This is a genomic window from Blautia sp. HCP3S3_B11 (assembly GCF_052064435.1).
Classification (GTDB): domain Bacteria; phylum Bacillota; class Clostridia; order Lachnospirales; family Lachnospiraceae; genus Blautia_A.
Map to the genome: position 1 here is coordinate 155250 of NZ_JBQHVP010000002.1, position 20973 is coordinate 176222.

19 protein-coding genes are annotated in these 20973 nt (G+C 42.0%); all 19 read right to left on the reverse strand.

Going from position 1 to position 20973, the window contains the following annotated elements; all coding sequences use genetic code 11:
• Positions 1-169 precede the first annotated feature (169 nt).
• Positions 170-2248: a hypothetical protein gene (locus ACTNC0_RS02245; RefSeq protein WP_441086192.1), complete on the reverse strand. Its 2079-nt coding sequence runs from the start codon at positions 2246-2248 to the stop codon at positions 170-172.
• A gap of 140 nt (positions 2249-2388) precedes the next feature.
• Entirely contained in the window at positions 2389-3639 is a 1251-nt protein-coding gene (locus tag ACTNC0_RS02250) for a glutamate-5-semialdehyde dehydrogenase (RefSeq protein WP_441086193.1), read from the reverse strand.
• A 14-nt stretch (positions 3640-3653) separates the two neighbouring features.
• Positions 3654-4241 carry a 5-formyltetrahydrofolate cyclo-ligase gene (locus ACTNC0_RS02255; protein WP_441086194.1) on the reverse strand — a complete coding sequence of 196 codons (588 nt, stop codon included), beginning with the start codon at positions 4239-4241 and terminating at the stop codon, positions 3654-3656.
• The gene (locus ACTNC0_RS02260) at positions 4189-4410 is read right to left on the reverse strand and encodes a DUF896 domain-containing protein (protein WP_117676445.1); all 222 of its coding nucleotides are present in this window, start codon (positions 4408-4410) and stop codon (positions 4189-4191) included. The genes ACTNC0_RS02255 and ACTNC0_RS02260 overlap by 53 nt, the downstream gene beginning before the upstream one ends.
• A gap of 73 nt (positions 4411-4483) precedes the next feature.
• The gene (proB, locus tag ACTNC0_RS02265; RefSeq protein WP_117676444.1) at positions 4484-5341 is read right to left on the reverse strand and encodes a glutamate 5-kinase; all 858 of its coding nucleotides are present in this window, start codon (positions 5339-5341) and stop codon (positions 4484-4486) included.
• 133 nt (positions 5342-5474) lie between these two features.
• Positions 5475-5969, reverse strand: a complete 495-nt coding sequence (gene ybeY, locus ACTNC0_RS02270; protein ID WP_441086195.1) for an rRNA maturation RNase YbeY — start codon at positions 5967-5969, stop codon at positions 5475-5477.
• The gene (locus ACTNC0_RS02275; RefSeq protein WP_117844397.1) at positions 5966-6976 is read right to left on the reverse strand and encodes a PhoH family protein; all 1011 of its coding nucleotides are present in this window, start codon (positions 6974-6976) and stop codon (positions 5966-5968) included. Before ACTNC0_RS02275 ends, ybeY begins: the two co-directional genes overlap by 4 nt.
• A gap of 203 nt (positions 6977-7179) precedes the next feature.
• Positions 7180-8385: a sporulation protein YqfD gene (locus tag ACTNC0_RS02280; protein WP_441086196.1), complete on the reverse strand. Its 1206-nt coding sequence runs from the start codon at positions 8383-8385 to the stop codon at positions 7180-7182.
• 16 nt (positions 8386-8401) lie between these two features.
• Positions 8402-8686 (reverse strand): YabP/YqfC family sporulation protein, encoded by a 285-nt coding sequence (locus tag ACTNC0_RS02285; protein WP_441086197.1) that lies wholly within the window; start codon positions 8684-8686, stop codon positions 8402-8404.
• Positions 8687-8746: 60 nt separating this feature from the next.
• Positions 8747-9283 carry a DUF2284 domain-containing protein gene (locus ACTNC0_RS02290; protein WP_441086198.1) on the reverse strand — a complete coding sequence of 179 codons (537 nt, stop codon included), beginning with the start codon at positions 9281-9283 and terminating at the stop codon, positions 8747-8749.
• A 112-nt stretch (positions 9284-9395) separates the two neighbouring features.
• Positions 9396-9875, reverse strand: a complete 480-nt coding sequence (gene rlmH / locus ACTNC0_RS02295; protein ID WP_441086199.1) for a 23S rRNA (pseudouridine(1915)-N(3))-methyltransferase RlmH — start codon at positions 9873-9875, stop codon at positions 9396-9398.
• A gap of 108 nt (positions 9876-9983) precedes the next feature.
• Positions 9984-11084 carry a chitobiase/beta-hexosaminidase C-terminal domain-containing protein gene (locus tag ACTNC0_RS02300; protein WP_441086200.1) on the reverse strand — a complete coding sequence of 367 codons (1101 nt, stop codon included), beginning with the start codon at positions 11082-11084 and terminating at the stop codon, positions 9984-9986.
• 13 nt (positions 11085-11097) lie between these two features.
• Positions 11098-13845, reverse strand: a complete 2748-nt coding sequence (locus tag ACTNC0_RS02305) for a DNA translocase FtsK 4TM domain-containing protein (protein ID WP_441086201.1) — start codon at positions 13843-13845, stop codon at positions 11098-11100.
• 137 nt (positions 13846-13982) lie between these two features.
• On the reverse strand, positions 13983-14861 hold the full coding sequence (locus ACTNC0_RS02310) for an undecaprenyl-diphosphate phosphatase (protein ID WP_441086202.1): 879 nt from the start codon (positions 14859-14861) through the stop codon (positions 13983-13985).
• Positions 14862-15181: 320 nt separating this feature from the next.
• On the reverse strand, positions 15182-16576 hold the full coding sequence (gltA, locus tag ACTNC0_RS02315; protein WP_291805275.1) for an NADPH-dependent glutamate synthase: 1395 nt from the start codon (positions 16574-16576) through the stop codon (positions 15182-15184).
• A complete protein-coding gene (locus tag ACTNC0_RS02320; protein ID WP_118410941.1) occupies positions 16576-17463 on the reverse strand; it encodes a sulfide/dihydroorotate dehydrogenase-like FAD/NAD-binding protein in 888 nt (295 codons plus the stop codon). Before ACTNC0_RS02320 ends, gltA begins: the two co-directional genes overlap by 1 nt.
• 221 nt (positions 17464-17684) lie before the next feature.
• Entirely contained in the window at positions 17685-18479 is a 795-nt protein-coding gene (locus ACTNC0_RS02325) for a ClpP family protease (RefSeq protein ID WP_441086273.1), read from the reverse strand.
• Between the two features lie 197 nt (positions 18480-18676).
• Positions 18677-19405, reverse strand: coding sequence for a YebC/PmpR family DNA-binding transcriptional regulator (locus ACTNC0_RS02330; RefSeq protein ID WP_441086203.1), 729 nt, complete (start codon positions 19403-19405; stop codon positions 18677-18679).
• A gap of 62 nt (positions 19406-19467) precedes the next feature.
• Positions 19468-20769: a hemolysin family protein gene (locus tag ACTNC0_RS02335; protein WP_441086204.1), complete on the reverse strand. Its 1302-nt coding sequence runs from the start codon at positions 20767-20769 to the stop codon at positions 19468-19470.
• Between the last annotated feature and the right edge of the window lie 204 nt (positions 20770-20973).

Genomic DNA, 20973 nt, shown 5'->3' on the forward strand with positions numbered 1-20973 from the left:
CGGCCATCCTCCTTTCATTCGCAAAGATTGCGCTCTATACTATATATATGAAAAGAGACAGATCCTAAGACCTGTCTCTTAAAAATTTTTCCTGTCGGATATTTATATATTTCGTATTTCCTATTCAGACTATCTGAATCCATAAAATGCCTTACCAATTCTCTGGATATTACATTTCTTTCTTACGTCTTCTTACAAGCACATATCCACCAGCAAGAACAGATGCAGCTGCCAGAGCAAACATAGTTCCTATCGGTGATTCATCACCTGTGGATACTGCGGATTTGGATGTACCGTTTGTGCCATCTGCATATGTGGTAGGTGTTACATCTGTAGTTCCTCCGTCTGTTGTTCCATCACCGGAAGTTGTTCCATCACCATTTGTGCCGTCTGCACCCGGTGTCACACTTGTCTGAGCCAGAGGAGCTGCCTTAAACTGATAGGACAGAATCTCTGAAGCGTCTGTGTCTTCCCAGTTAGTTCCGCTATATACCTGTTTGTTATATTTAATATAGATTGTGTACGCTTTCTCTGCATCTGTATAGATACCATTCTTAGCGCCAATCTTCCATGATGTATTCCATGTTGACGGATTCTGAGACATGCTCCATCCTGCCGGAACCCATCTTACATCTCCCTCTCCAGGATTGTTGTTCTGAGTACCAGCACCGATTACTGTGAAATCATAGAATGTATTCGGGTAGAATACAAGCGCATTCTCAAATCCCTGAACAACGCTCTCATTTACATTCGGTACTACTGCGGTATGTGACGGAGTTGGGGTAGGAGTTGCAGGTGCTGACGGACGTTCTGCTTCAATTGGTTTGAACACTGCCGCTGCATGCTGCTTTTTATCTTCACTTACAACACATACATAAATATCTACTTCATGCTCCGGAAGTTTGGTAACTTTTTTTGTTACATTCGTATCAGCATCGATATCACTGCCTTTTTTGGATGTATCGATTGTAGGTGCTTTTTCACCACGTTTTACTGTTTCGATATAGTAAGTACCTTTTACATTGGACTGGAAAGTAACCTCTACGCTGTTATGTCCGGTCCATTTCATGTCAATTCCTTTTACGACCATATCCACACCCGGTGTCGGAGTCGGTTCTGCCGCGCTTACAAGTGTACCATCATCAGCAAGTTTGTAATCAGAATCACCCTCATATGTAATCTGAGAGAGAACATCTGACAGTATTACATCTGTAACGCCGTCTGCAAGTTTTACCACAGTTCTTCCTGCCGCAGCTTCCTGAACAGCTAATCCAATTGTAGAACCTGTAACTGCACCATTTACATTAATAATGCCATTTTTATCAAGTACCACATTACTTGCAGTTTCCGGTGTAGAATTAATGACTGTATTTCCTGTAACGCTTACTGTTCCGCGTATACTTACGGCACCCTCACTGTAAATTGCTCCGCCTGTTGTAGCAGAGTTTCCTGTAATCGTACCACCTAAAAGATAGACGTTACCATCGGCTGTATTGCTGATCGCACCACCATTTCCAGTTGTTTTATTTCCTGTCAGAACGGCATCATCAGTTAATCCATAGTTACCGCTTACAATCTCTACAATAGAACCAGTAACACCATCACCAGATCCATCAACTGTCAGACTGCCGGATCCGATAGCAGTTCCATCGGAATCTGTTACAGAACCACCTGCCATCTGTAAATTACCACCATTTACAGTAAACATACTGCCTGTGAATCCTGCTGCACGTTTGATTGTAGTATCTTCCGCTGCAACCAACATAATATTCTTAGTAGCCGGAACATCTACAGTAGCATTCAGTTCAATCTCACCTTTTACTTTAACATAAGTAGGTGTGCCTGTCAGATCTGTTGTATCCGGTACTGCTGCAAACGCATCTGCAAGAGTTGTATAAGACTGATCACCAACTACGATTGCTACCGCAGCATCAGCTTCTGCAGCCTGAGCATCTGTTTCATCCTGTGCAGGGGTTTCTTCTTCCTCTGCCGGTGTTTCCTCAGCTGGTGTCTCTGTCGGATCTGCTGCCGGATCTTCCGCCGGTGTCTCATCGGCTGGTATCTCATCGGCTGGTGTCTCTGCAGGATCTTCTGCCGGTGCTTCTGTATCTGTTGCATCAAGTTCTCCGGAAACTTCCTCACTTGCTGCTTCCACTGCTGTATCTGCTGCTGCAAATGCGGCTGTCGGTGCCATTCCCACGGATAATGCACTTGCCATTAATAAAGCAAAAAGTTGTTTTTTTCTCATTTTATGTCCTCCCGTGAATGAGTTTATAATCACATCTGTTACTGCCTGCTATCCTTCTTTCCTCCCCGAAAGCAGGTGGTAACCCCAAATCTGAGATGAAGTATATCACATCTTTCAGAAAAAATCAATGTTGCTGTTGGCTATGGACGGACCTGTCCATTTCCATAAATAATATATTTCGTTGTGGTCAGAGCCTGCAGTCCCATCGGTCCTCTCGCATGAAGCTTCTGCGTACTGATACCAATCTCTGCTCCAAAGCCAAACTCAAAGCCATCCGTAAATCGTGTAGAAGCATTCACATAAACCGCTGCCGCATCCACTTCGTCCAGGAACTTCTGTGCATGCTCATAATTATTTGTGATAATAGCCTCTGAATGCTTGGTATTATACTTATTAATATGAGCAATTGCCTCTTCCACAGAAGAAACCACTTTGATTGAAAGAATATAATCCAGATATTCCTTTCCCCAATCCTCTTCTGTAGCATGTACCGCTCCCGGAATAAGATCATATGCCGCTTCATCTGCACGGATTTCCACATGTTTCTCCTGAAGGCGTTTCGCAAGGACAGGAAGAAATGCATCTTTGACATTTTTATGTACAAGAACGGACTCGCAGGCATTGCATACACCAACTCTCTGAGTTTTCGCATTAATAATAATGTTTGCCGCCATCTGCAGATCTGCTGTCTCATCTACATACGTATGACAGTTACCTGTACCTGTCTCAATAACAGGAATGGTACTCTGTTCTACTACCGCCTTGATCAGGCCTCTTCCTCCACGTGGGATAAGGACATCCACATATTGATTCATCTTCATAAATTCAGCCGCTGTCTCTCTTGAAGTGTCAGAAATAAGCTGAATTGCATTCTCTGTCACTCCTTGCTCTTTCAGAGTTTCTCTGATGCAGTTTACGATTGCTTCATTTGAATGGATTGCATCGCTTCCGCCTTTTAAAATCACTACATTGCCTGTCTTAAAGCATAACGCAAATGCATCCGCTGTCACATTTGGTCTTGCCTCATAGATAATTCCAATTACGCCAAGCGGTACTCTTTTCTGTCCGATAAGTAACCCATTCGGACGTTTCTTCATTCCCAGCACTTCTCCGATCGGATCTTCCAGAGCAGAAACCTGTCGCAGCCCCTCTGCCATTCCTTCGATTCTGCTCTCTGTAAGGAGAAGTCTGTCAATAAGTCCCTCTGGCATATGATTACGTTTTCCTTCTTCTACATCCAGTGCATTGGCACTGATCAATGTCTGCGCATCTTTTACCAATCTGTCTGCCACTGCAAGAAGCACTTCATTCTTCTTGTTTGTGGAAAGATTTCTCATTTCTGTTTCAGCTGCCTTTGCATTCATGCCAAGGCGATTCAGCATCTCATTCATGTCCCGGTCTCCTTTCAGTCAGTAAGATAGCATGTTTCCTCTTCTGTTACCACGATCTGCGGGCAGATATCTGTAGGTTCTGTCGGAACCTCCGGCAACATCTGAAAAGAAAATGCGACAGCAACCCGCTCAAGCTGCGGATGCTTCTCAAGATAACGGTCATAAAATCCTCCGCCATATCCAACCCTGTGATTCTCTCTGTCAAAAGCCACGCCTGGCATGATCATAAGAGCCTCTGGCCATTCAACAATCTCCCCCGATGCCGGTTCGGGAATCCCAAAGTATCCAGGTTCAAGCTGTGAAAAATCGGTCAGTTTATAAAATACCATATCCTTTTCAACAACCTTCGGAACTGCAACTTCCTTTCCGGCCTTCCATGCCTCTTTTATAAGATACTCCGTTACAACTTCATGATTGTAATCTGCATATACCAGAATCTGACTGGCGTTTTTGAATGCAGGAAGCGCTGTCACTCTTTCGGTGATTATAAGACTCATAGATCTTATCTGCTCATCACTGCGCAGCTTTCTTTCTGCAAAAATTTTCTTTCTAATGTCTTTTTTTGATTCCATATCTCTCACCCAGATTAACGATACTTCCATCTTCCTGTTTTACATCAATATTATCAAGCTGAGAACGCAGATTCATGCGAACAGATGCCAGATACTCCTTACGGAGCAGATCTCTCTCTTTTTTCTCTTCTTCTGTAAGTCCTACGCTCTTCGCTTTATGTGCAAGTGCATTAATACGGTCAATCTTTTCGACTTCCATAGTATTTCTCCATTTCTTAGCTATATATTTTAATTTCTTTATTTCACAAGAAAGCATCCTGTTTGCAGACCTCTTACAACAATCTGTCAATAATATCGATCAGGTAAACTTCCTCTTTGGACTGGCTTACAAACAGTGTGCCGTAATTACGTCCTTCTGTAATCTTATGGATGATATGGAAATCTGCTCCATTTGCAATTACCATATCCACGCCTGCTGCTGATGCAATCTGTGCAGCAGTCAGCTTTGTAGCCATTCCTCCGGTTCCTACCTTACTTCCCGAAGTTCCTTTTCCCATGTTGAGCAGTTTATCATCCAAGTTCTCTACCACATCAATAAATTTCGCATTCGGGTTTGTGTTCGGATCATCTGTAAAAAGTCCATCGATATCAGATAACAAAATCAGCAGATCAGCCTGAACAAGAGCTGCAACCACTGCCGACAATGTATCATTATCACCGAATTTCTCCAGGTTCTGAAGCTCATAGGTAGAAATAGAGTCGTTCTCATTTACAATAGGGATAACTCCCAGACTCAGCAATTCATTAAAGGTATTCTGCGCATTCTTTCTGTTGATATTATTTACCATCGTATTTTTGGTCATCAGAATCTGTGCAGATGGCTGATTATACTCTGAAAAAAGTTTCTGATAGATCATCATCAGTCTGGCCTGTCCTACTGCCGCACAGGCCTGCTTTCCTTTAAGTTCCGTCGGCTTTTCTTTCATTCCAAGTGCGGCAACTCCTGTTGCAATAGCACCTGAAGAAACAAGAATTACATCTTTTCCCTGATTACGCAGATCACTGAGTTCTCTTGCAAGAACTTCCAGCTTGCGGAGGTTCAGTCTGCCTGTCTCCGGATGTGTCAGGGAAGAGGAACCAATTTTGATTACAATACGTTTTTTATTCTTAAGTCTTTCCCGGTAATTCATTCTTTTGTTACTCCATTTATATAACCTTAATTTTTGATCTCTTTTTATATCAGACATAGTGTATTAAAAATATTTCCTGCAAAATATATCTCAAAATGCGGTTATAGGATGCAGAAATAATTTTTGACGCTCTCTAACGAGTAATTCCAAGTTCATCCAGCGCCTTTGCCTGTTTCGCTTCCATAACGGCAGCCTCTTCAGATGCCATATGATCATATCCAAGAAGGTGAAGCATACTGTGCGCTACCAGGAAACAGAACTCTCTGGTTACACTGTGTCCGTATTCCTCTGCCTGTGCAAACACCTTATCCACTGAAATCATAATGTCTCCCAAAAGGAGTTCATCGGTGTCAAGGTCAAAATAGGATTCATCTTCTTCTACGATTTCATATCCTGCCGGTGTCTCAAAAGGAATCATGGGAAAAGAAAGTACATCTGTCGCCCTCTCAATATCACGAAACTCTGTGTTAACTCTCTTAATCTCCTCATTATCTGTAAGCACCAGGTTCACCTGCGCCTCATAGGGACATTCTTCCATTTCAAGAACCTTATCGGCTACTTTTACTGCCAGAGTCTCATAATCGATTCCCAGTTCCCGGTCTGTCTCATAATCGATCTGCATATTCATCGTTCATTTCCCCCGTTTCTGCGTCTTGCCGGTCTTTCAGGCTTTTGTTTCTTTTCATAATCATCATACGCCTGAACGATCTGCTGTACCAGCGGATGACGGACAACATCTTTGCTGGTAAGCTGACAAAAACCAATATCATCTATTTTCTTCAGTACTTTCATTGCTACATCAAGTCCTGACGTAGCATCTCTTGGAAGGTCCTTCTGGGAAGCATCTCCTGTAATGATTACTTTAGAACCGAATCCTATACGTGTCAGGAACATTTTCATCTGTGCAGGAGTCGTATTCTGCGCCTCATCAAGGATGATAAATGCATTATCAAGTGTACGTCCTCGCATATAGGCAAGAGGTGCTACTTCAATCAGACCACGTTCCATATTCCTGGCAAAGCTGTCAGCTCCCATAATCTGGTACAATGCATCATAAAGCGGTCTCAGGTATGGATCGACCTTGCTCTGAAGATCTCCCGGGAGAAAGCCCAGCTTCTCTCCTGCTTCGATTGCCGGACGTGTCAGAATAATTCTGCTGACCTCCTCGTTTCTGAAAGCAGTTACCGCCATCGCCATTGCCAGATAAGTTTTACCTGTACCGGCAGGACCTACGCCAAAGACAATCATCTTCTTACGAATCTGTTCTACATAATCCTTCTGTCCAAGTGTCTTCGGTTTAATAGGTCTTCCCTGAATCGTATTGCATATAAAATCTTTATCTATCTCAGTAAGAACCTCATTTCTCTGCTCCATTGCCAGAGACAGAGCATAATTTATGTTCTGTCTTGTGATCGTGTTGCCTCTCTTTGCAAGCACCACAAGCTCTTCTATTAATTTCTTCGCAGAAGATGCACTCTGTTCATTGCCAAGTATCTTAAGAATTCCGTCTCTGGAAATTACCGTTACGTTCAGTGTTCTCTCAATCAGTTTAAGATGCTCGTCAAACTGGCCAAATACATTTGATTCCAGATCAGCAGGCACTTCTGTGTGTAATTCAATAATGTTACCAGCCATCCTGTGATGTCCTTTCATGTACATAATTCTGGATTACCATTCGCCTGGGCTGTTGCCCGCGAAAGAATCAGATGTGTCTATTGTAACACCTCCTTGCAAGTTTTTAAATAAAAACTTCCCTCATTTACCTATTATTTTGTGAAGTTTCTGTGTCGGTATTTATCGTCAATATAGCATAGAACCTGTTTACAGGTCAAACTCCCTCACCGGATTTTTGTATTTTTCTCCTTTATCACCTGTTCTTTACCAATCTGTTCTACGACTTGTATGGTTCCCCTCGTAATGCAAGACTGTCCGGTAATTCTGGTTGTTATATTAGTTTTTAAAATCTTCACATTATCTTCCATAAGTTTTTTCTCGTATTTTTGTAATTGCTGTGCAGCCTCCCCATTTGCCGCTTCCGGCGTATAAGTTTCTTCTTTTGATTCATAATTTACAACTTCTGCCCGTCCGATCCATACAGGCAGTAGAAAATTTTCTGTAATATGCAGAGGTTCTTCCTCCGTAATACATCGCTGACTTTGAACCACCGGTCCGTATAATCCAAGATACCATTGTCCTATGCGAAAGTATAATCCACGCTTTATTTTTCCAGCTGGTTTTTCCACCGGATGCTTCATTGAAAATTCCTGATAATATGAAATCTGTCTGGAAATAAAAATGTCTGCATCTGCATGAACATATTCATTTCTTACGATTTCCTTACTGTCATTCATAATATGAAGTTCTCCGGATACCAGAAGTTCCCCCTTTTTACATACATCCCCGGGGTTCTTCACAGGTACTCCACAACGAACGATCATATCCGTAATTACCCCTTCTTTATCTGCGATCAAGTCACAAGGACTTGTATCCGCAGAATCTTCTTTTTCAGTAATTCCCTCCTGAAGTTCAAGAATCAGACGGGTTCCTTCTATCCTTGCAGATACCCATGTAGTTTCTGTGAATTTTCTTCGTACTGCTGCCGCAAGCTCAGAACAATTCACTTTCTTTTTCGCCATTCCGTGAACGATACCCTGTTCATCAAGGAAATCCAGTATCTCTCCTGTACCGTTTCGGACATTTCCCTCTATATGAATATTCCAGATTCTCCCCGTCATAAAAAATATCAGAACACATCCAAGAAGCATTCCTGCAAAAAAAGCTTTTCTTTTTTTATTTGCGAAAAAAAAGAAGGGCATTCCCCGTTTTTGTATAATCTGAATATGTACACCTGTTTTACTCCGAACCGGTCTTAAGCGCCAGAAATCTCCTGCCCGCATTTGAGCAGTAACCTGATCATTATTTTTGTACTGTATTTTCTCCATATAAATCTTTCTGCTTCTGCAGAGATTTAAAAAGCGTTCCGGATATTCTCCTCTCACAAGGATGATTATGTAACCATATATTAATTTCAGGATTTTTTCCATTCCCACCACCTGATTTTTATGTCATCTGCTTCTTTGGATAAATACCTGAGATATTCCCGGTCACCTTCATTGCGCTGGAAGTATACCAGAGAATCTCCAGATTTTTTCCACAGATGCTTACCTTTCCCCGAAGAGACCGGATTACAATTTCTGTAGGTGTATATCTGGAAATAGACTTATAATTCTCAATGAGAATTTCCATTGAACCAGTCATAGTAATAATCGTTTCACTATATGCCAGATCAGGAGGAATCTCTAACGCTGATACCATCTGTTCCTTCCACCGTCCCAATTTTCCCATAAAAAAATCCCTCCGGCTTTTAGTATCAGTCTATGCCGGAGAGATTATACAAATTCCAGTTTAACGAAACAGAACCATAGAAAACCACAAAATAGTATTTCCTCCGAGGTTATATTCCATAGATTCGCGCTCTACGATCTCATTTACTACCACGCCATGGCTCTCCAGGCATGGATGCATTCGCTCTGGATGTCTGCAGGGTTTTCCTTCCTTGTATGCGCATTTTTCACAGATATCGCAGGATTCTGTCGAAAGGATATATGTCTCATATCCTTCCCTGTTCAGGTATTTTCCCACCTCTGTGGTCAGATCTTCGTGCGCATGTCTGGTAGATAACATTTCTTCCATATTCATAATATCCGAAACTTCTGCCACACTGGAAAAGAAAACAGCCTGTGGAAAACTTCTTATTTTCTTCTCACATTCCTGCAAAGTACCCACTGCCGGCGGGCAGGCCCAGGTAGAATCATAACGCTCACATTCTTCTCTGCAGATTGTGCGCACACGCTCTTCTACCCCAATATTCTTCGTATCAAGTAAACGATATTCAAAAATAGGATATTGTGAAATAAACTCTTCAAATTTTTCTGTATTCATGTCGTTTGTCTTCTTTCATTTTATATTCGTATTGTGCAGCACTCATATTATAATATCCAATGAGAATTGCGGAAGCTGCCTTGCATCGGAGTAATTTGCAGATATCCCACATTTATTTGTGGTATGGTTCATGGTTCATAATGCGGTAACTTCTGTATATCTGTTCCAGAAGAATCATCTGCATCAACTGATGAGGAAATGTCATCTTTGAAAAACTCAGCTTATAATCCGCACGTTTTAACACTCTGTCACTTAATCCCAACGATCCGCCGATTACAAAAGCAATAGAGCTGATACCAGAAACTCCCAGTTTTTCAATTTTTTCAGAAAGTTCTACTGAATCCAGCATTTTTCCATCAATTGCCAGCGCGATCACATAGTCCTGCTCACGGATATGCTTCATCAGGCGCTCTCCCTCTATATCTTTGATCTGTGTATTTAATGCTTCTGACGCCTTATCAGGTGTTTTCTCATCGGCTACCTGACAAAAAGTCAGTTTACAGTATCTGCTGAGTCGTTTCGCATATTCTGCAATTCCATCAGATAAATATTTCTCTTTAATCTTTCCAACTGTGATAATACGGATTTCCATTATTTAATCTTCCTTACTTCTAAGTGTGTCGACAAAGTTACCGCCTACTTCGCGGGATATTGCCAGCGAACAGTAACCCGATATATTCTAATCCCAAACAAACAGCCACTAATATTGCAGATAATACTCCATCGTAGTCACTTTACTGACCTTACCATTGGCAGCTACAAGAATCACATTTAATTTATGATATCCAACAGGCATGGATATTGGCTGTTCATAAAGTGTACTGTTAATATCCGGCTGAGAATCAAACGCGTAATATGCCTTACATCCATCCGGCACAGTCACTTTTATTTTGGTTTTCTTATCATAATCGCCGGACTTTGGTGTTACCTCTGGTGCATCTGGTGTCTTCAGAACAATCACATATTTTCTGTAGATTATATCACTCTCAATGCCTTTATCATTCACACCAATCGCTTTAACTTCTGTCGTTCCCTCTCTCAAAGTAATCGGCTCTGTATACAACACACTGTCTTTTGTAGGTACACTTCCATCCATAGTATAATAAATCCGGGCATGATCTGCCCTCAATTCCAGAGTCTGTACCGATGCATAAGTACCCGGCGCAGGATTTGACACAGGAGTTTCGCAGATATAATCCCTGCATTTATCCTGAACTTCCTTACTTGCATGTTTCAGTACATTTCTTACTTCCTCATTATTTCCGTTCTGTACAAGAAGCTCCACATATTCCCTGTATAATGACACTCCGGCAGTTTTATTACATATAAAAGGTTTTAAAACAAGAATTGCTGATTTCCTGTCTCCCAGCTTCTCCATACTCTTCGCCAGCAAGAGATTTGCAGCCTCACTTTCCGGTTTCAAATCAAGGGCATCTTCCGCAATCTTTAATGCCCTTTCATAATTCTGCTGTTCATACTGCCTCTTTGCGCCGGAATACAAAGCCGAAAAAGAATGTAACTGCCGATAACACAGTGCCCCCAGCAATATTGCCGCAAATGCCACAAGACATATCAGCTGTTTTTTACTGATATGTCTGATATATCGTTTTTTTCTCTTCCATTTTTTTAATATATTAAAATATTTAAACTTGAATTTCTTCTGTGGCGGACGATTCTGCTGTTCTTTCTTCATAAGTGTTTCTACAGAATCAAACTCTTTTACCCAAGGTATCTCTGCAAGACAATACGGGCAATACAAAGACCCCTTCTCCACTTCTTTGTGACATTTCGGACATTTCATAGGCAGTCCTCACTTACTGGTTCTCAAGATAATTCTGAAATTCTTCCATAGACATAAGAATTTTTCTCGGTTTAGTCCCCTCTTCCGGACCAACTACACCTGCATCGCAAAGCTGATCCATAATTCTGGCAGCACGATTAAAGCCAATTTTAAACATTCTCTGAAGCATGCCAATGGAAGCTTTCTCTTTTTCAATGATAAACTTACCAGCTTCCTCAAAATGTACATCCCTGTCATCACCAGACATTCCTGCTGCTGTTACAGGAGAGTTCACCTGCTGCTCAATCTGCTGGTTATATTGTACTCCCGGATTCTTATCTGCAAGAAACTCAACCACCGCACTGACTTCATCATCAGAAACAAATGCTCCCTGAAGTCTCGCCGGTTTCTGATATCCCTGCGGATAAAAGAGCATATCACCTTTTCCAAGAAGTTTCTCTGCTCCATTCATATCCAGGATTGTTCTGGAATCGATACCAGAGGATACAGAAAAAGCAATTCGAGAAGGCATGTTCGCCTTGATCAGACCGGTAATAACGTTTACAGATGGTCTCTGTGTCGCAATGATCAGATGAATACCGGCAGCTCGCGCAAGCTGAGCCAGACGGCAGATCGCATCTTCCACCTCACCCGGTGCAACCATCATAAGATCTGCAAGCTCGTCTACAATGATTACGATCTGAGGCATCTTCACCGGTTCTTCTTCCGCTCCTGCCTCCTTGATCTGTTCTGCTTTTCTGTTATATTCATCCAGATTACGCACACCATACTCTGCGAAAGTATTGTAACGATTTGTCATCTCCTGTACCGCCCAGTTTAAAGCTCCTGCCGCTTTTTTCGGATCTGTTACGACCGGAATAAACAGATGCGGAATTCCATTATAAACGCTAAGTTCTACTACTTTAGGGTCAATCATAATAAGCTTTACTTCTTCAGGTTTCGCTTTATATAAAATACTGATGATCAAAGTATTGATACATACGGATTTACCGGAACCTGTTGCACCGGCGATCAGAAGATGCGGCATCTTCGCAATATCCGTTACAACTGTCTTTCCTGCAATATCCTTACCTACAGCAAAAGATAGCTTGGATTTCGCTTTCTGGAACTCTTCTGACTGAAGCAGATCTCTGAGCATAACCGTACTGTTCTCTTTATTCGGAACCTCAATTCCTACCGCTGCCTTTCCCGGAATCGGTGCCTCAATACGGATATCTGGAGTTGCAAGGTTAAGCTTGATGTCATCTGCAAGACCAACGATCTTGCTGACTTTCACTCCCATCTCCGGCTGGAGCTCATAACGGGTAACTGTAGGGCCGCAGCTTACATTCGTCACTGTCACATTTACTCCGAAGTTATGTAATACTTCCTGAAGCTTCTGTGCTGTTTTACGCAGATATGCATCAGAATCTCCCTGTGATTTATTGCTTCCTTTTTTAAGAAGATTTAATGTAGGAAATTTGTATTCTTTTTTTACGGCTTCTTCCTGCTGGGTAATCTCATGCTGAATATTTACAATTCCGCTCTGGATCTCTTTCTGAGAAGATTTAGGGTTTCTCGAAGGCTGCCGTGGTGCCTTCTCCTCCTGAAAAGGGGGCACATCCTCCGACACTTTCGCTTGTTCAGAAGGCCTGGAAACAGTGTCTGCGTAAGCTTCTTCCTTCTCAGCAAATAAATCTTCTTCCTGAGGAATATTCTCATTTTCGTATATATCTGATGCAGTATCAGCTCTGTGAATCTCAAAATTCATCGGGGAACTCATATATTTTGTCGCAGTTTCATCCTGCTCCTGATTTATATTCGCATGAGCTGTATCAGTACCTGCATCTTCTGCTGACATTTCCGATGCTCTTGATACCGTCTTTTCTTCTTCACTGATTCTCTTTTTCTGTGTTTTTTTCTTTTTCTTCGGTTTCTCCTCCGGATATCCTGTCAGTTTGGTACCTTCAAGAAATCCACCTTTTTTCATTTTTTTCGCTTCAGCCGGATCAAGAAGGAAATCATCATCTGAAATCTCATCATCTCCGATCTCCTCTTCCAGTCTGCGGATTCGTTCTTCACGTCTTTCTTCACGCATAAGCTGTCGTTCACGGGCACGCTCCTCCCTGCGCATCGCACGCTCAGGCTGTCCCTGAACATATCGTGTATGTCCCTCTTTTACAAAATCACATATCTTTATAACGATCATAGTTATAAAATCCAGCAGCGAACGCTGTGTAATAATGATCATGCAGACAACAAACGCCAGAATAATGATAACATAACCACCAATCGTACCAAATGCAGATGTGATTGAAATACAGATTGCTCCACCAATCAGTCCGCCTCCAGTTTTATAATCCGCGCTTAATGAAAAGTAATCCAGCAAAGTCGTGCTTTTCATATAGCCATCCGTAAGAAGCTGTGCAGCTCCGCACATAAACAAAAACATTACAAATGCTGCCGCAAGTTTCTTATATGCCAGACGATTCGTCCTGTTGATCAGAATAAAAGCCGCTTCTAAAAAGAACACGATTGGAAATAAATATGCCATCAGGCCCATCAGTCCAAAACAGAAGTTACTGATCGCATCTCCTACAAAACCTCCCACGCCAAAATTGCTTGCCATCAGAATTACGCAGGCTGCCAGGATCACAAATATTATAATCTCTGTCTGAAATTTACCTACTTCCTGCTCCATAGCCGTCGGCTTTTTCGCATTCCTTGTATTTTTTGTACCTTTCCCCGAACGTCCGGTATTCTTACTCTTTGATGCTGCCATTATAAGGCTTCCCTCCTTAATTCTCTTTTATATCTCTCACGAATAATTCCTTCGTTTGCCGTACATACCTGAAACCTCCGATACTCCCGGCCTCATATCAGATAATCTAGTACATCACCTTATTAGTATACTGGCCCTTATAGAGCAAAATTCAACGCCAGTGTAATAATACCGACCGCAAATGAATAATATGCAAAATAACGCAGTTTCATATTCTGAGCCATTGCAACCGTACTTCGTATCACAAGGCAGCCCACAAATCCTGCAATAACCATTGCAAATACATACGCAAAACCAAGTCCAGCTGTCATCTCAGAAGCACCGAAATTTCCTATCTCAGCAAAAAAGGCGCCTACGATTGCAGGAAGGCTCATAAACACTGAAAAACGCACCGCAAATTTACGATTATATCCACATAAAAGTGCAGCGCATAATGTAAGTCCCATTCTTGAAATGCCTGGAAAAACTGCAAGTCCCTGACAGATACCAATCCACATGGCGCTGTCATAAGAAGCCTCTTTCGGACCTTTTTTTCCACCGGACTTATTCAGATCAGTTACCAGAAGCAGTACTCCCGTAAGTAAAAATCCAATTCCCGGAACAATTGGCGAATCAGCCGCCAAAAGCGCCAGTCTCCTTCCTGTGAATCCCAGAAGTGCTGTTGGAATCATTGAAATAACAAGAAGTGCCCCTAATTTCCGATATGTTCCCGTCACGATTCTTGCATAATTCAGATTCTTACCGGTTCTTTTGTTATAGATATAAATATTCAGATTCCCGATAAGATCCATAAACATTTCCAAAAGTGCCAGAGCTATCTTCTTTAAATCTTTCCGAAACAAAAATATAATTGCAGCAGCAGTCCCCAGATGGAGTATCGCTTCCAGCAGCAAGCCTGTTCCATGATTTATTCCCATAAGCTGTTCCAGTGCGCACAGATGTCCCATACTGCTGACAGGAAGAAATTCCACCACTGCCTGAATAACAGCCAGCAAAATTAAATATACAACTATCATAAACTGATCCTTTTTTCCGTTTCCCGATGTTCCTTAGTACATCATTTCGCAGATACCCTGTTCCTTACGCCAAACGCGAAGATACACTAACTATTCATCGATTAGTTTGTTCATTGCTGCTTATCCCGTTCTCAGCAACTGATTTATACTGTATGTCTTTTCGCTACTACATGCATAAATAAACAGTAACTCTTTCCCGACAATTATAATTATTATAGCACATTTAAAGATAGTTTACAACCAAAAAGCCCCCTGACTGAAAAACCAGCCAGAGAGCCCTGCGTTTGGACATTCAAGAGAATTTCTTAATAAATTCTCAATTATTTATTTTTAAGATATTCGTCGATACCTCTGGCACCAGCTTTACCTGCACCCATAGCAAGGATAACTGTAGCTGCACCTGTAACAGCATCACCACCGGCATATACGCCGTCTTTGGATGTCTTACCTGTTTCTTCTTCGGCAACGATACATCTTCTCTTGTTGATCTCAAGACCTTTTGTTGTGGAAGAGATCAGTGGGTTTGGTGAAGTACCAAGGGACATGATAACTGTATCTACATCCATGTCATATTCAGATCCTGGAATCTCAACCGGACGTCTTCTTCCTGAAGCATCCGGCTCACCAAGTTCCATCTTAACAACCTTCATACCTTTTACATGACCATTTTCATCAACAAGGATTTCCTTCGGGTTAGTAAGAAGATCAAAGATGATTCCTTCTTCTTTAGCGTGATGAACTTCTTCTGCTCGCGCAGGAAGCTCTGCTTCACTTCTTCTGTATACGATATGTACTTCAGCGCCAAGTCTTAAAGCTGTTCTTGCAGCATCCATAGCAACGTTACCGCCACCTACAACTGCAACTTTCTTGCCGGCTGCGATCGGTGTATCATAAGACTCATCGAAAGCTTTCATCAGGTTGCTTCTTGTAAGGTACTCGTTAGCAGAGAATACACCACTTGCATTCTCTCCCGGGATGCCCATAAACATTGGAAGACCTGCACCTGATCCGATAAATACAGCTTCAAATCCTTCATCCTCGATCAGCTGATCGATTGTTATGGATTTACCGATTACTACGTTAGTCTCAAATTTAACACCTAATTCTTTAACTTTCTCAATCTCTTTCTTAACAACTTTCTGTTTCGGAAGACGGAATTCCGGAATACCGTAAACAAGAACGCCGCCAAGTTCATGAAGAGCTTCGAATACAGTTACATCATATCCTGCTTTCGCAAGGTCACCTGCACAGGTAAGTCCGGAAGGACCGGAGCCGATAACTGCAACTTTATGTCCGTTCTTAACTTCTGCTCCTGCCGGTTTGATGTCATGTTCCAGGGCATAGTCAGCGACAAATCTCTCCAGTTTACCGATAGAAACGGCTTCACCTTTAACACCACGGATACATTTACCTTCGCACTGTGATTCCTGAGGACATACACGTCCGCAGATAGCCGGAAGTGCGGAAGATAATCCGATTACTTTATATGCTTCCTCAATCTTGCCTTCTTTGATCTGTTCAATAAATCCAGGAATGTTGATGGATACAGGGCAGCCTTCTACACATTTCGGTTTCTTGCAGCCTAAGCATCTCTGTGCTTCTTCCATTGCTTCTTCCTGATTGTATCCAAGACAAACTTCTTCAAAGTTTGTTGCACGTACCTTCGGATCCTGCTCTCTTACAGGAACTTTCTTTAACATCTTTGCATCTGCCATTACTTGTCACCTCCGCACTGTCCGCATCCACCGTGGTGGGTATCGCCTTCCTGAAGCTTCAGTAATGCACGGCCTTCTTCGGTCTTGTACATCTGGCTTCTCTTCATAGCCTGATCGAAATCAACGAGATGTCCGTCGAATTCCGGTCCGTCTACGCAGGCAAATTTGATCTCATCGCCAACCTGAAGGCGGCATGCTCCACACATACCAGTTCCATCAACCATGATCGGATTCATGCTGACAATTGTATGAATGCCAAGTTTCTTAGTAAGAAGACAGACAAATTTCATCATGATCATTGGTCCGATAGCAACACAGACATCATACTGTTTGCCTTCATTTGTTACCAGATCCTCAAGAGTCTTGGTAACCATACCGGAACGACCATAAGAGCCATCATCTGTTGTAACATACAGATTAGATACGGAAGCAAGTTCTTTCTCAAGGATTACCATATCCTTTGTCTTGGAACCAAGGATAACATCTGCTGTGATTCCATGCTCGTGCAACCATTTAACCTGTGGATATACAGGTGCTGTACCAACACCACCGGCAACGAATACCAGTTTCTTTTTCTTTAATTCTTCGATATCTTCGTTAACGAACTCGGATGGACATCCAAGAGGTCCTACGAAGTCACGGAAAGAATCTCCTGCTTTTAATTCAGACATCTTAATAGTAGATGCGCCGACTTCCTGGAACACAATTGTAATTGTTCCTTCCTCACGATCATAATCACAGATAGTAAGCGGGATTCTCTCGCCCTTCTCGTCCATCTTTACAATAATAAATTGTCCTGGCTGACAATGGCTTGCAACACGCGGTGCGTGTACAACCATAAGATGGATCTTAGCTGCCAGTGTCTCAGCTTTTAAAATCTTATACATGGTTTTCCTCCTCGCAAATAATAAACCTCTAATAATAATACGCCAAAATCTGACATATGGCAAGAGTTGATTTAAAACATGCATAAGAAATTTTTATCTTTTCAAAATAAATTCTCTGTATTGTCTCAACAACTGGCTTGTTTCTCTGTATTAAGCAATATTTTCAGACTATATAAGTCTATTTTTAATATCAAATCTTATTACATCTTTTTGAACATCTTCTATTGTCTATTCTTTTTTTCTATCATTTCATACAGTTTTGCCAATGCTTCCTTAATCCCGCCAACCTCATCGATCAGTCCTTCCTGTACTGCCTCCTTTCCCTCTAACATCGTTCCTACATCCTTTACAAGCTGAGTTGTATCCAGCATCAGTTCTTCCAGACGTTCCTGGGATGCCCTGGAATGTTCAGAAATAAATGTGGTGATTCGGTCCTGGATTTTTTCCATATTCCGATAAGTTTGTGCCACTCCGATAAACATCCCGCTGGAACGCACCGGGTGAATCACCATGGTCGCACTTGGCACTACAAAAGAATAGTCCGCCGAAACAGCCATCGGAACACCAATCGAATGGCCTCCGCCAAGAACCAGAGATACCGTAGGAATGCTCAGCGATGCAATCATTTCTGCAATGGCAAGCCCTGCCTCCACATCTCCTCCTACCGTATTTAACAGAATTAACAATCCTTCTATCTCTTCATCATCCTCGATAATCGCAAGCTTCGGCAGTACATGCTCATATTTGGTTGTCTTTGAATGGGATGGTGCAGATTCATGTCCCTCCACTTCTCCGATGATCGTCAGAAGTTCCACTTTATGTTTTCTGGAATTGCTATCCAGAACCACCTGTCCCATCTCTTTAATCTGTTCGTTCTGTGTGTCTTCTTTTTCTAAATTCTTCTCTTTTTCCGCATTCTCTGTTTTTGATTTATTTTCACCGTTTTCGTTTTCCTCTTCATTCTCAAGTGAATCCTCTTCTGGTTTCCCTCTCTGTTTATTCTGATATCTGCACATTTCTGCATACTGTTCCAGAACGTCCATTTCTCCATCCTGCATTTCCGGGTTTCTTTTATTCATCATAATATCACGCATAAAAATACCTCCAAGATTATTCTCCTGGAGGTATTATGTATCATTTGCAAAATATTATTCTGTTTTCTGTCAAGCGGATATTCACAATCCGCTTTCGCTGCTTACCTAATCTGGTTAAATCATTCGTTCCAGTTTGTCCAAACGTCTGTTACATCGTCATCTTCATCTAAGAGATCCAGTGTTCTCTGAAGATCTTTAAGAGCCTGCTCGTCTGTCAGATCTACATATGTCTGAGGAATCATAGCAACCTGTGCTTCTGCGATTGGTGCTCCTGCATTCTCGATGGCTTCACGTACTGCACTGAAATCATCCGGTGCTGTAAGAACTTCGTAGCTGTCTTCTTCCTCATTAAAGTCCTCTGCACCTGCATCCAGAGCGAGCATCATCAGTTCATCAGCATCCATCTCACACTCTTCTTTATCGATGATGATCTGGCCTTTCTGATCGAACATGTAAGATACACATCCCTGAGTTCCGATGCTTCCGTTACCTTTTGTAAATGCGTTACGAACATTACCTGCTGTACGGTTTTTGTTATCTGTCAGAGTCTCAACGATGATAGCAACACCGTTCGGACCATATCCTTCATATACAGCTTTCTCATAGTTATCTGCAGAATCAGCGCCAGCAGCTTTCTTGATACCACGTTCGATTGTATCGTTTGGCATGTTATTAGCTTTTGCCTTTGCGATTACATCACGAAGCTTGCTGTTGTTGTTCGGATCCGGACCACCTGCTTTAACAGCCATAACCAGCTCACGTCCGATTACTGTAAAGATCTTACCTTTCTTTGCATCGTTTTTCTCTTTCTTATGTTTAATGTTTGCAAATTTTGAATGTCCTGACATCTTTCTTTCTCCTTTTGTTAAAATAATTTGTTTATTACTGTCCACGTTGTGGACAATAGCATTTATTTATCCCGTTCTACCCTGACCTTGCCGATCGTCTTATTGCCGATAGACAAGATGGTAAAGCAGTATCCAATCGCTTTTATGGTCGTATCAATGTCCTTGTCTGTAGGAATATGTCCCAGAATATTCGTAAGATAACCATTTAATGTCTCAAACTCTGTGTCTCCAAAATCAGCCTCCAATTCCTCTTCCACATCTTCCAGATACGCAAGCCCGTCAACGATCAGACTGTTGTCTTTCTGCGCACGAATCGTGATCTCATCCTCATCATATTCATCCAGAATATCCCCGACGATTTCTTCCAGAATATCCTCCATAGTGACAATACCTGCTGTCTGTCCATATTCATCCACAACAACAGCCATATGAATCTTCTTGGCCTGCATGGTATGAAAAAGATCTCCGATTCCTCTTGTCTCAGGAATGAGCGAAGCCTGCCTGATAATTCCTGGCAGCTCTTTCAGCGGTTTAAATTTCGCCCATGGATTCTGTGTCATGAACTTGAGTGCATCTTTATAATGAACGATTCCCTTAATATTGTCAATATTTTCCTCATATACCGGATAACGGGAATTTCCCTCCTCCAGCATCGTATCGATCATGTTTTTAAGTAGAATCTCTTCATCAAAAGCTACAACATTTTTTCTGTGAGTCATAATATCATGCGCTTCTGTCTCATTAAAAGACATAATATTCTGAATCATCTCTGCCTCGTTCTCTTCAATGACACCCTGTTCATGGGCCTCATCTACGATAGAAATGATCTCTTCCTCTGTCACAGCAGATTCCTTACGGTCTATTTCCACGCCAAACGGCACTGCTGCCAGTCTCGCTATCCAGGTAATAAATACCGTAAAAGGTTTCAGCAGATTCACCCAGAAATGTACCAGGTTCAGATATCTGTACGCATAAGTATCCGGATGATACGTACCAACCCGGCGAAAAGTCAGAATCCCAATTCCCGCAAGCAGAATCACACTCAATGCCATCACCAGGATCAATGCCGGTACGTGCTTTATGTACGGGTGAAATGACTCTACTGCCCATGGAACAAGAAACGTACCAAAGCAAATACCACACGCCATTACGATCAAAGGAATCGCATTGACGAACTGCGTTGGCTTATCGATCAATGCCATAAGCATCTGCGCTTTCTTATCGCCCTCATCTGCTCTCTTCTGTGTATCATTCTCACTTATATTTCTCAGTGCCGCAGCAAATCCATAAAAGATACCATTTAGCCACAGCAACGATAGTAAGACAAACAAGCCCCAGAGGGGCATACTACTGCCATCTTCCATTGTATTGATCAGTCTCCTCTGTATTGAATACGCGTAGTTACTGATAAAATATATCACTTTCTCAATTAATCGTCAAGATATCAGAACGTGTTTAAAAAATCAGTTACTGTTCACTCCGTGCCCAGTAACATGCTACGCGATGCAGGAAATATGAACCTCCTTGTGCTAAGCCCAAGGAGTATCGTTTGCTTCGCAAACTTAATT

What these genes read in the sequence shown, in the direction of transcription:
- ACTNC0_RS02320 (WP_118410941.1), bottom strand. Translation starts at nt 17,463, where the DNA reads ATGTATAAGATTTTAAAAGCTGAGACACTGGCAGCTAAGATCCATCTT.
- ACTNC0_RS02290 (WP_441086198.1), bottom strand. Translation starts at nt 9,283, where the DNA reads ATGAATACAGAAAAATTTGAAGAGTTTATTTCACAATATCCTATTTTT.
- ACTNC0_RS02250 (WP_441086193.1), bottom strand. Translation starts at nt 3,639, where the DNA reads ATGAATGAGATGCTGAATCGCCTTGGCATGAATGCAAAGGCAGCTGAA.
- ybeY (WP_441086195.1), bottom strand. Translation starts at nt 5,969, where the DNA reads ATGAATATGCAGATCGATTATGAGACAGACCGGGAACTGGGAATCGAT.
- rlmH (WP_441086199.1), bottom strand. Translation starts at nt 9,875, where the DNA reads ATGGAAATCCGTATTATCACAGTTGGAAAGATTAAAGAGAAATATTTA.
- ACTNC0_RS02300 (WP_441086200.1), bottom strand. Translation starts at nt 11,084, where the DNA reads ATGAAATGTCCGAAATGTCACAAAGAAGTGGAGAAGGGGTCTTTGTAT.
- ACTNC0_RS02260 (WP_117676445.1), bottom strand. Translation starts at nt 4,410, where the DNA reads ATGGAAGTCGAAAAGATTGACCGTATTAATGCACTTGCACATAAAGCG.
- ACTNC0_RS02310 (WP_441086202.1), bottom strand. Translation starts at nt 14,861, where the DNA reads ATGATAGTTGTATATTTAATTTTGCTGGCTGTTATTCAGGCAGTGGTG.
- ACTNC0_RS02335 (WP_441086204.1), bottom strand. Translation starts at nt 20,769, where the DNA reads ATGGAAGATGGCAGTAGTATGCCCCTCTGGGGCTTGTTTGTCTTACTA.
- ACTNC0_RS02285 (WP_441086197.1), bottom strand. Translation starts at nt 8,686, where the DNA reads ATGGGAAAATTGGGACGGTGGAAGGAACAGATGGTATCAGCGTTAGAG.
- gltA (WP_291805275.1), bottom strand. Translation starts at nt 16,576, where the DNA reads ATGGCAGATGCAAAGATGTTAAAGAAAGTTCCTGTAAGAGAGCAGGAT.
- proB (WP_117676444.1), bottom strand. Translation starts at nt 5,341, where the DNA reads ATGAATTACCGGGAAAGACTTAAGAATAAAAAACGTATTGTAATCAAA.
- ACTNC0_RS02305 (WP_441086201.1), bottom strand. Translation starts at nt 13,845, where the DNA reads ATGGCAGCATCAAAGAGTAAGAATACCGGACGTTCGGGGAAAGGTACA.
- ACTNC0_RS02330 (WP_441086203.1), bottom strand. Translation starts at nt 19,405, where the DNA reads ATGTCAGGACATTCAAAATTTGCAAACATTAAACATAAGAAAGAGAAA.
- ACTNC0_RS02280 (WP_441086196.1), bottom strand. Translation starts at nt 8,385, where the DNA reads ATGGAAAAAATCCTGAAATTAATATATGGTTACATAATCATCCTTGTG.
- ACTNC0_RS02245 (WP_441086192.1), bottom strand. Translation starts at nt 2,248, where the DNA reads ATGAGAAAAAAACAACTTTTTGCTTTATTAATGGCAAGTGCATTATCC.
- ACTNC0_RS02275 (WP_117844397.1), bottom strand. Translation starts at nt 6,976, where the DNA reads ATGGCTGGTAACATTATTGAATTACACACAGAAGTGCCTGCTGATCTG.
- ACTNC0_RS02255 (WP_441086194.1), bottom strand. Translation starts at nt 4,241, where the DNA reads ATGGAAGTATCGTTAATCTGGGTGAGAGATATGGAATCAAAAAAAGAC.
- ACTNC0_RS02325 (WP_441086273.1), bottom strand. Translation starts at nt 18,479, where the DNA reads ATGTGCAGATATCAGAATAAACAGAGAGGGAAACCAGAAGAGGATTCA.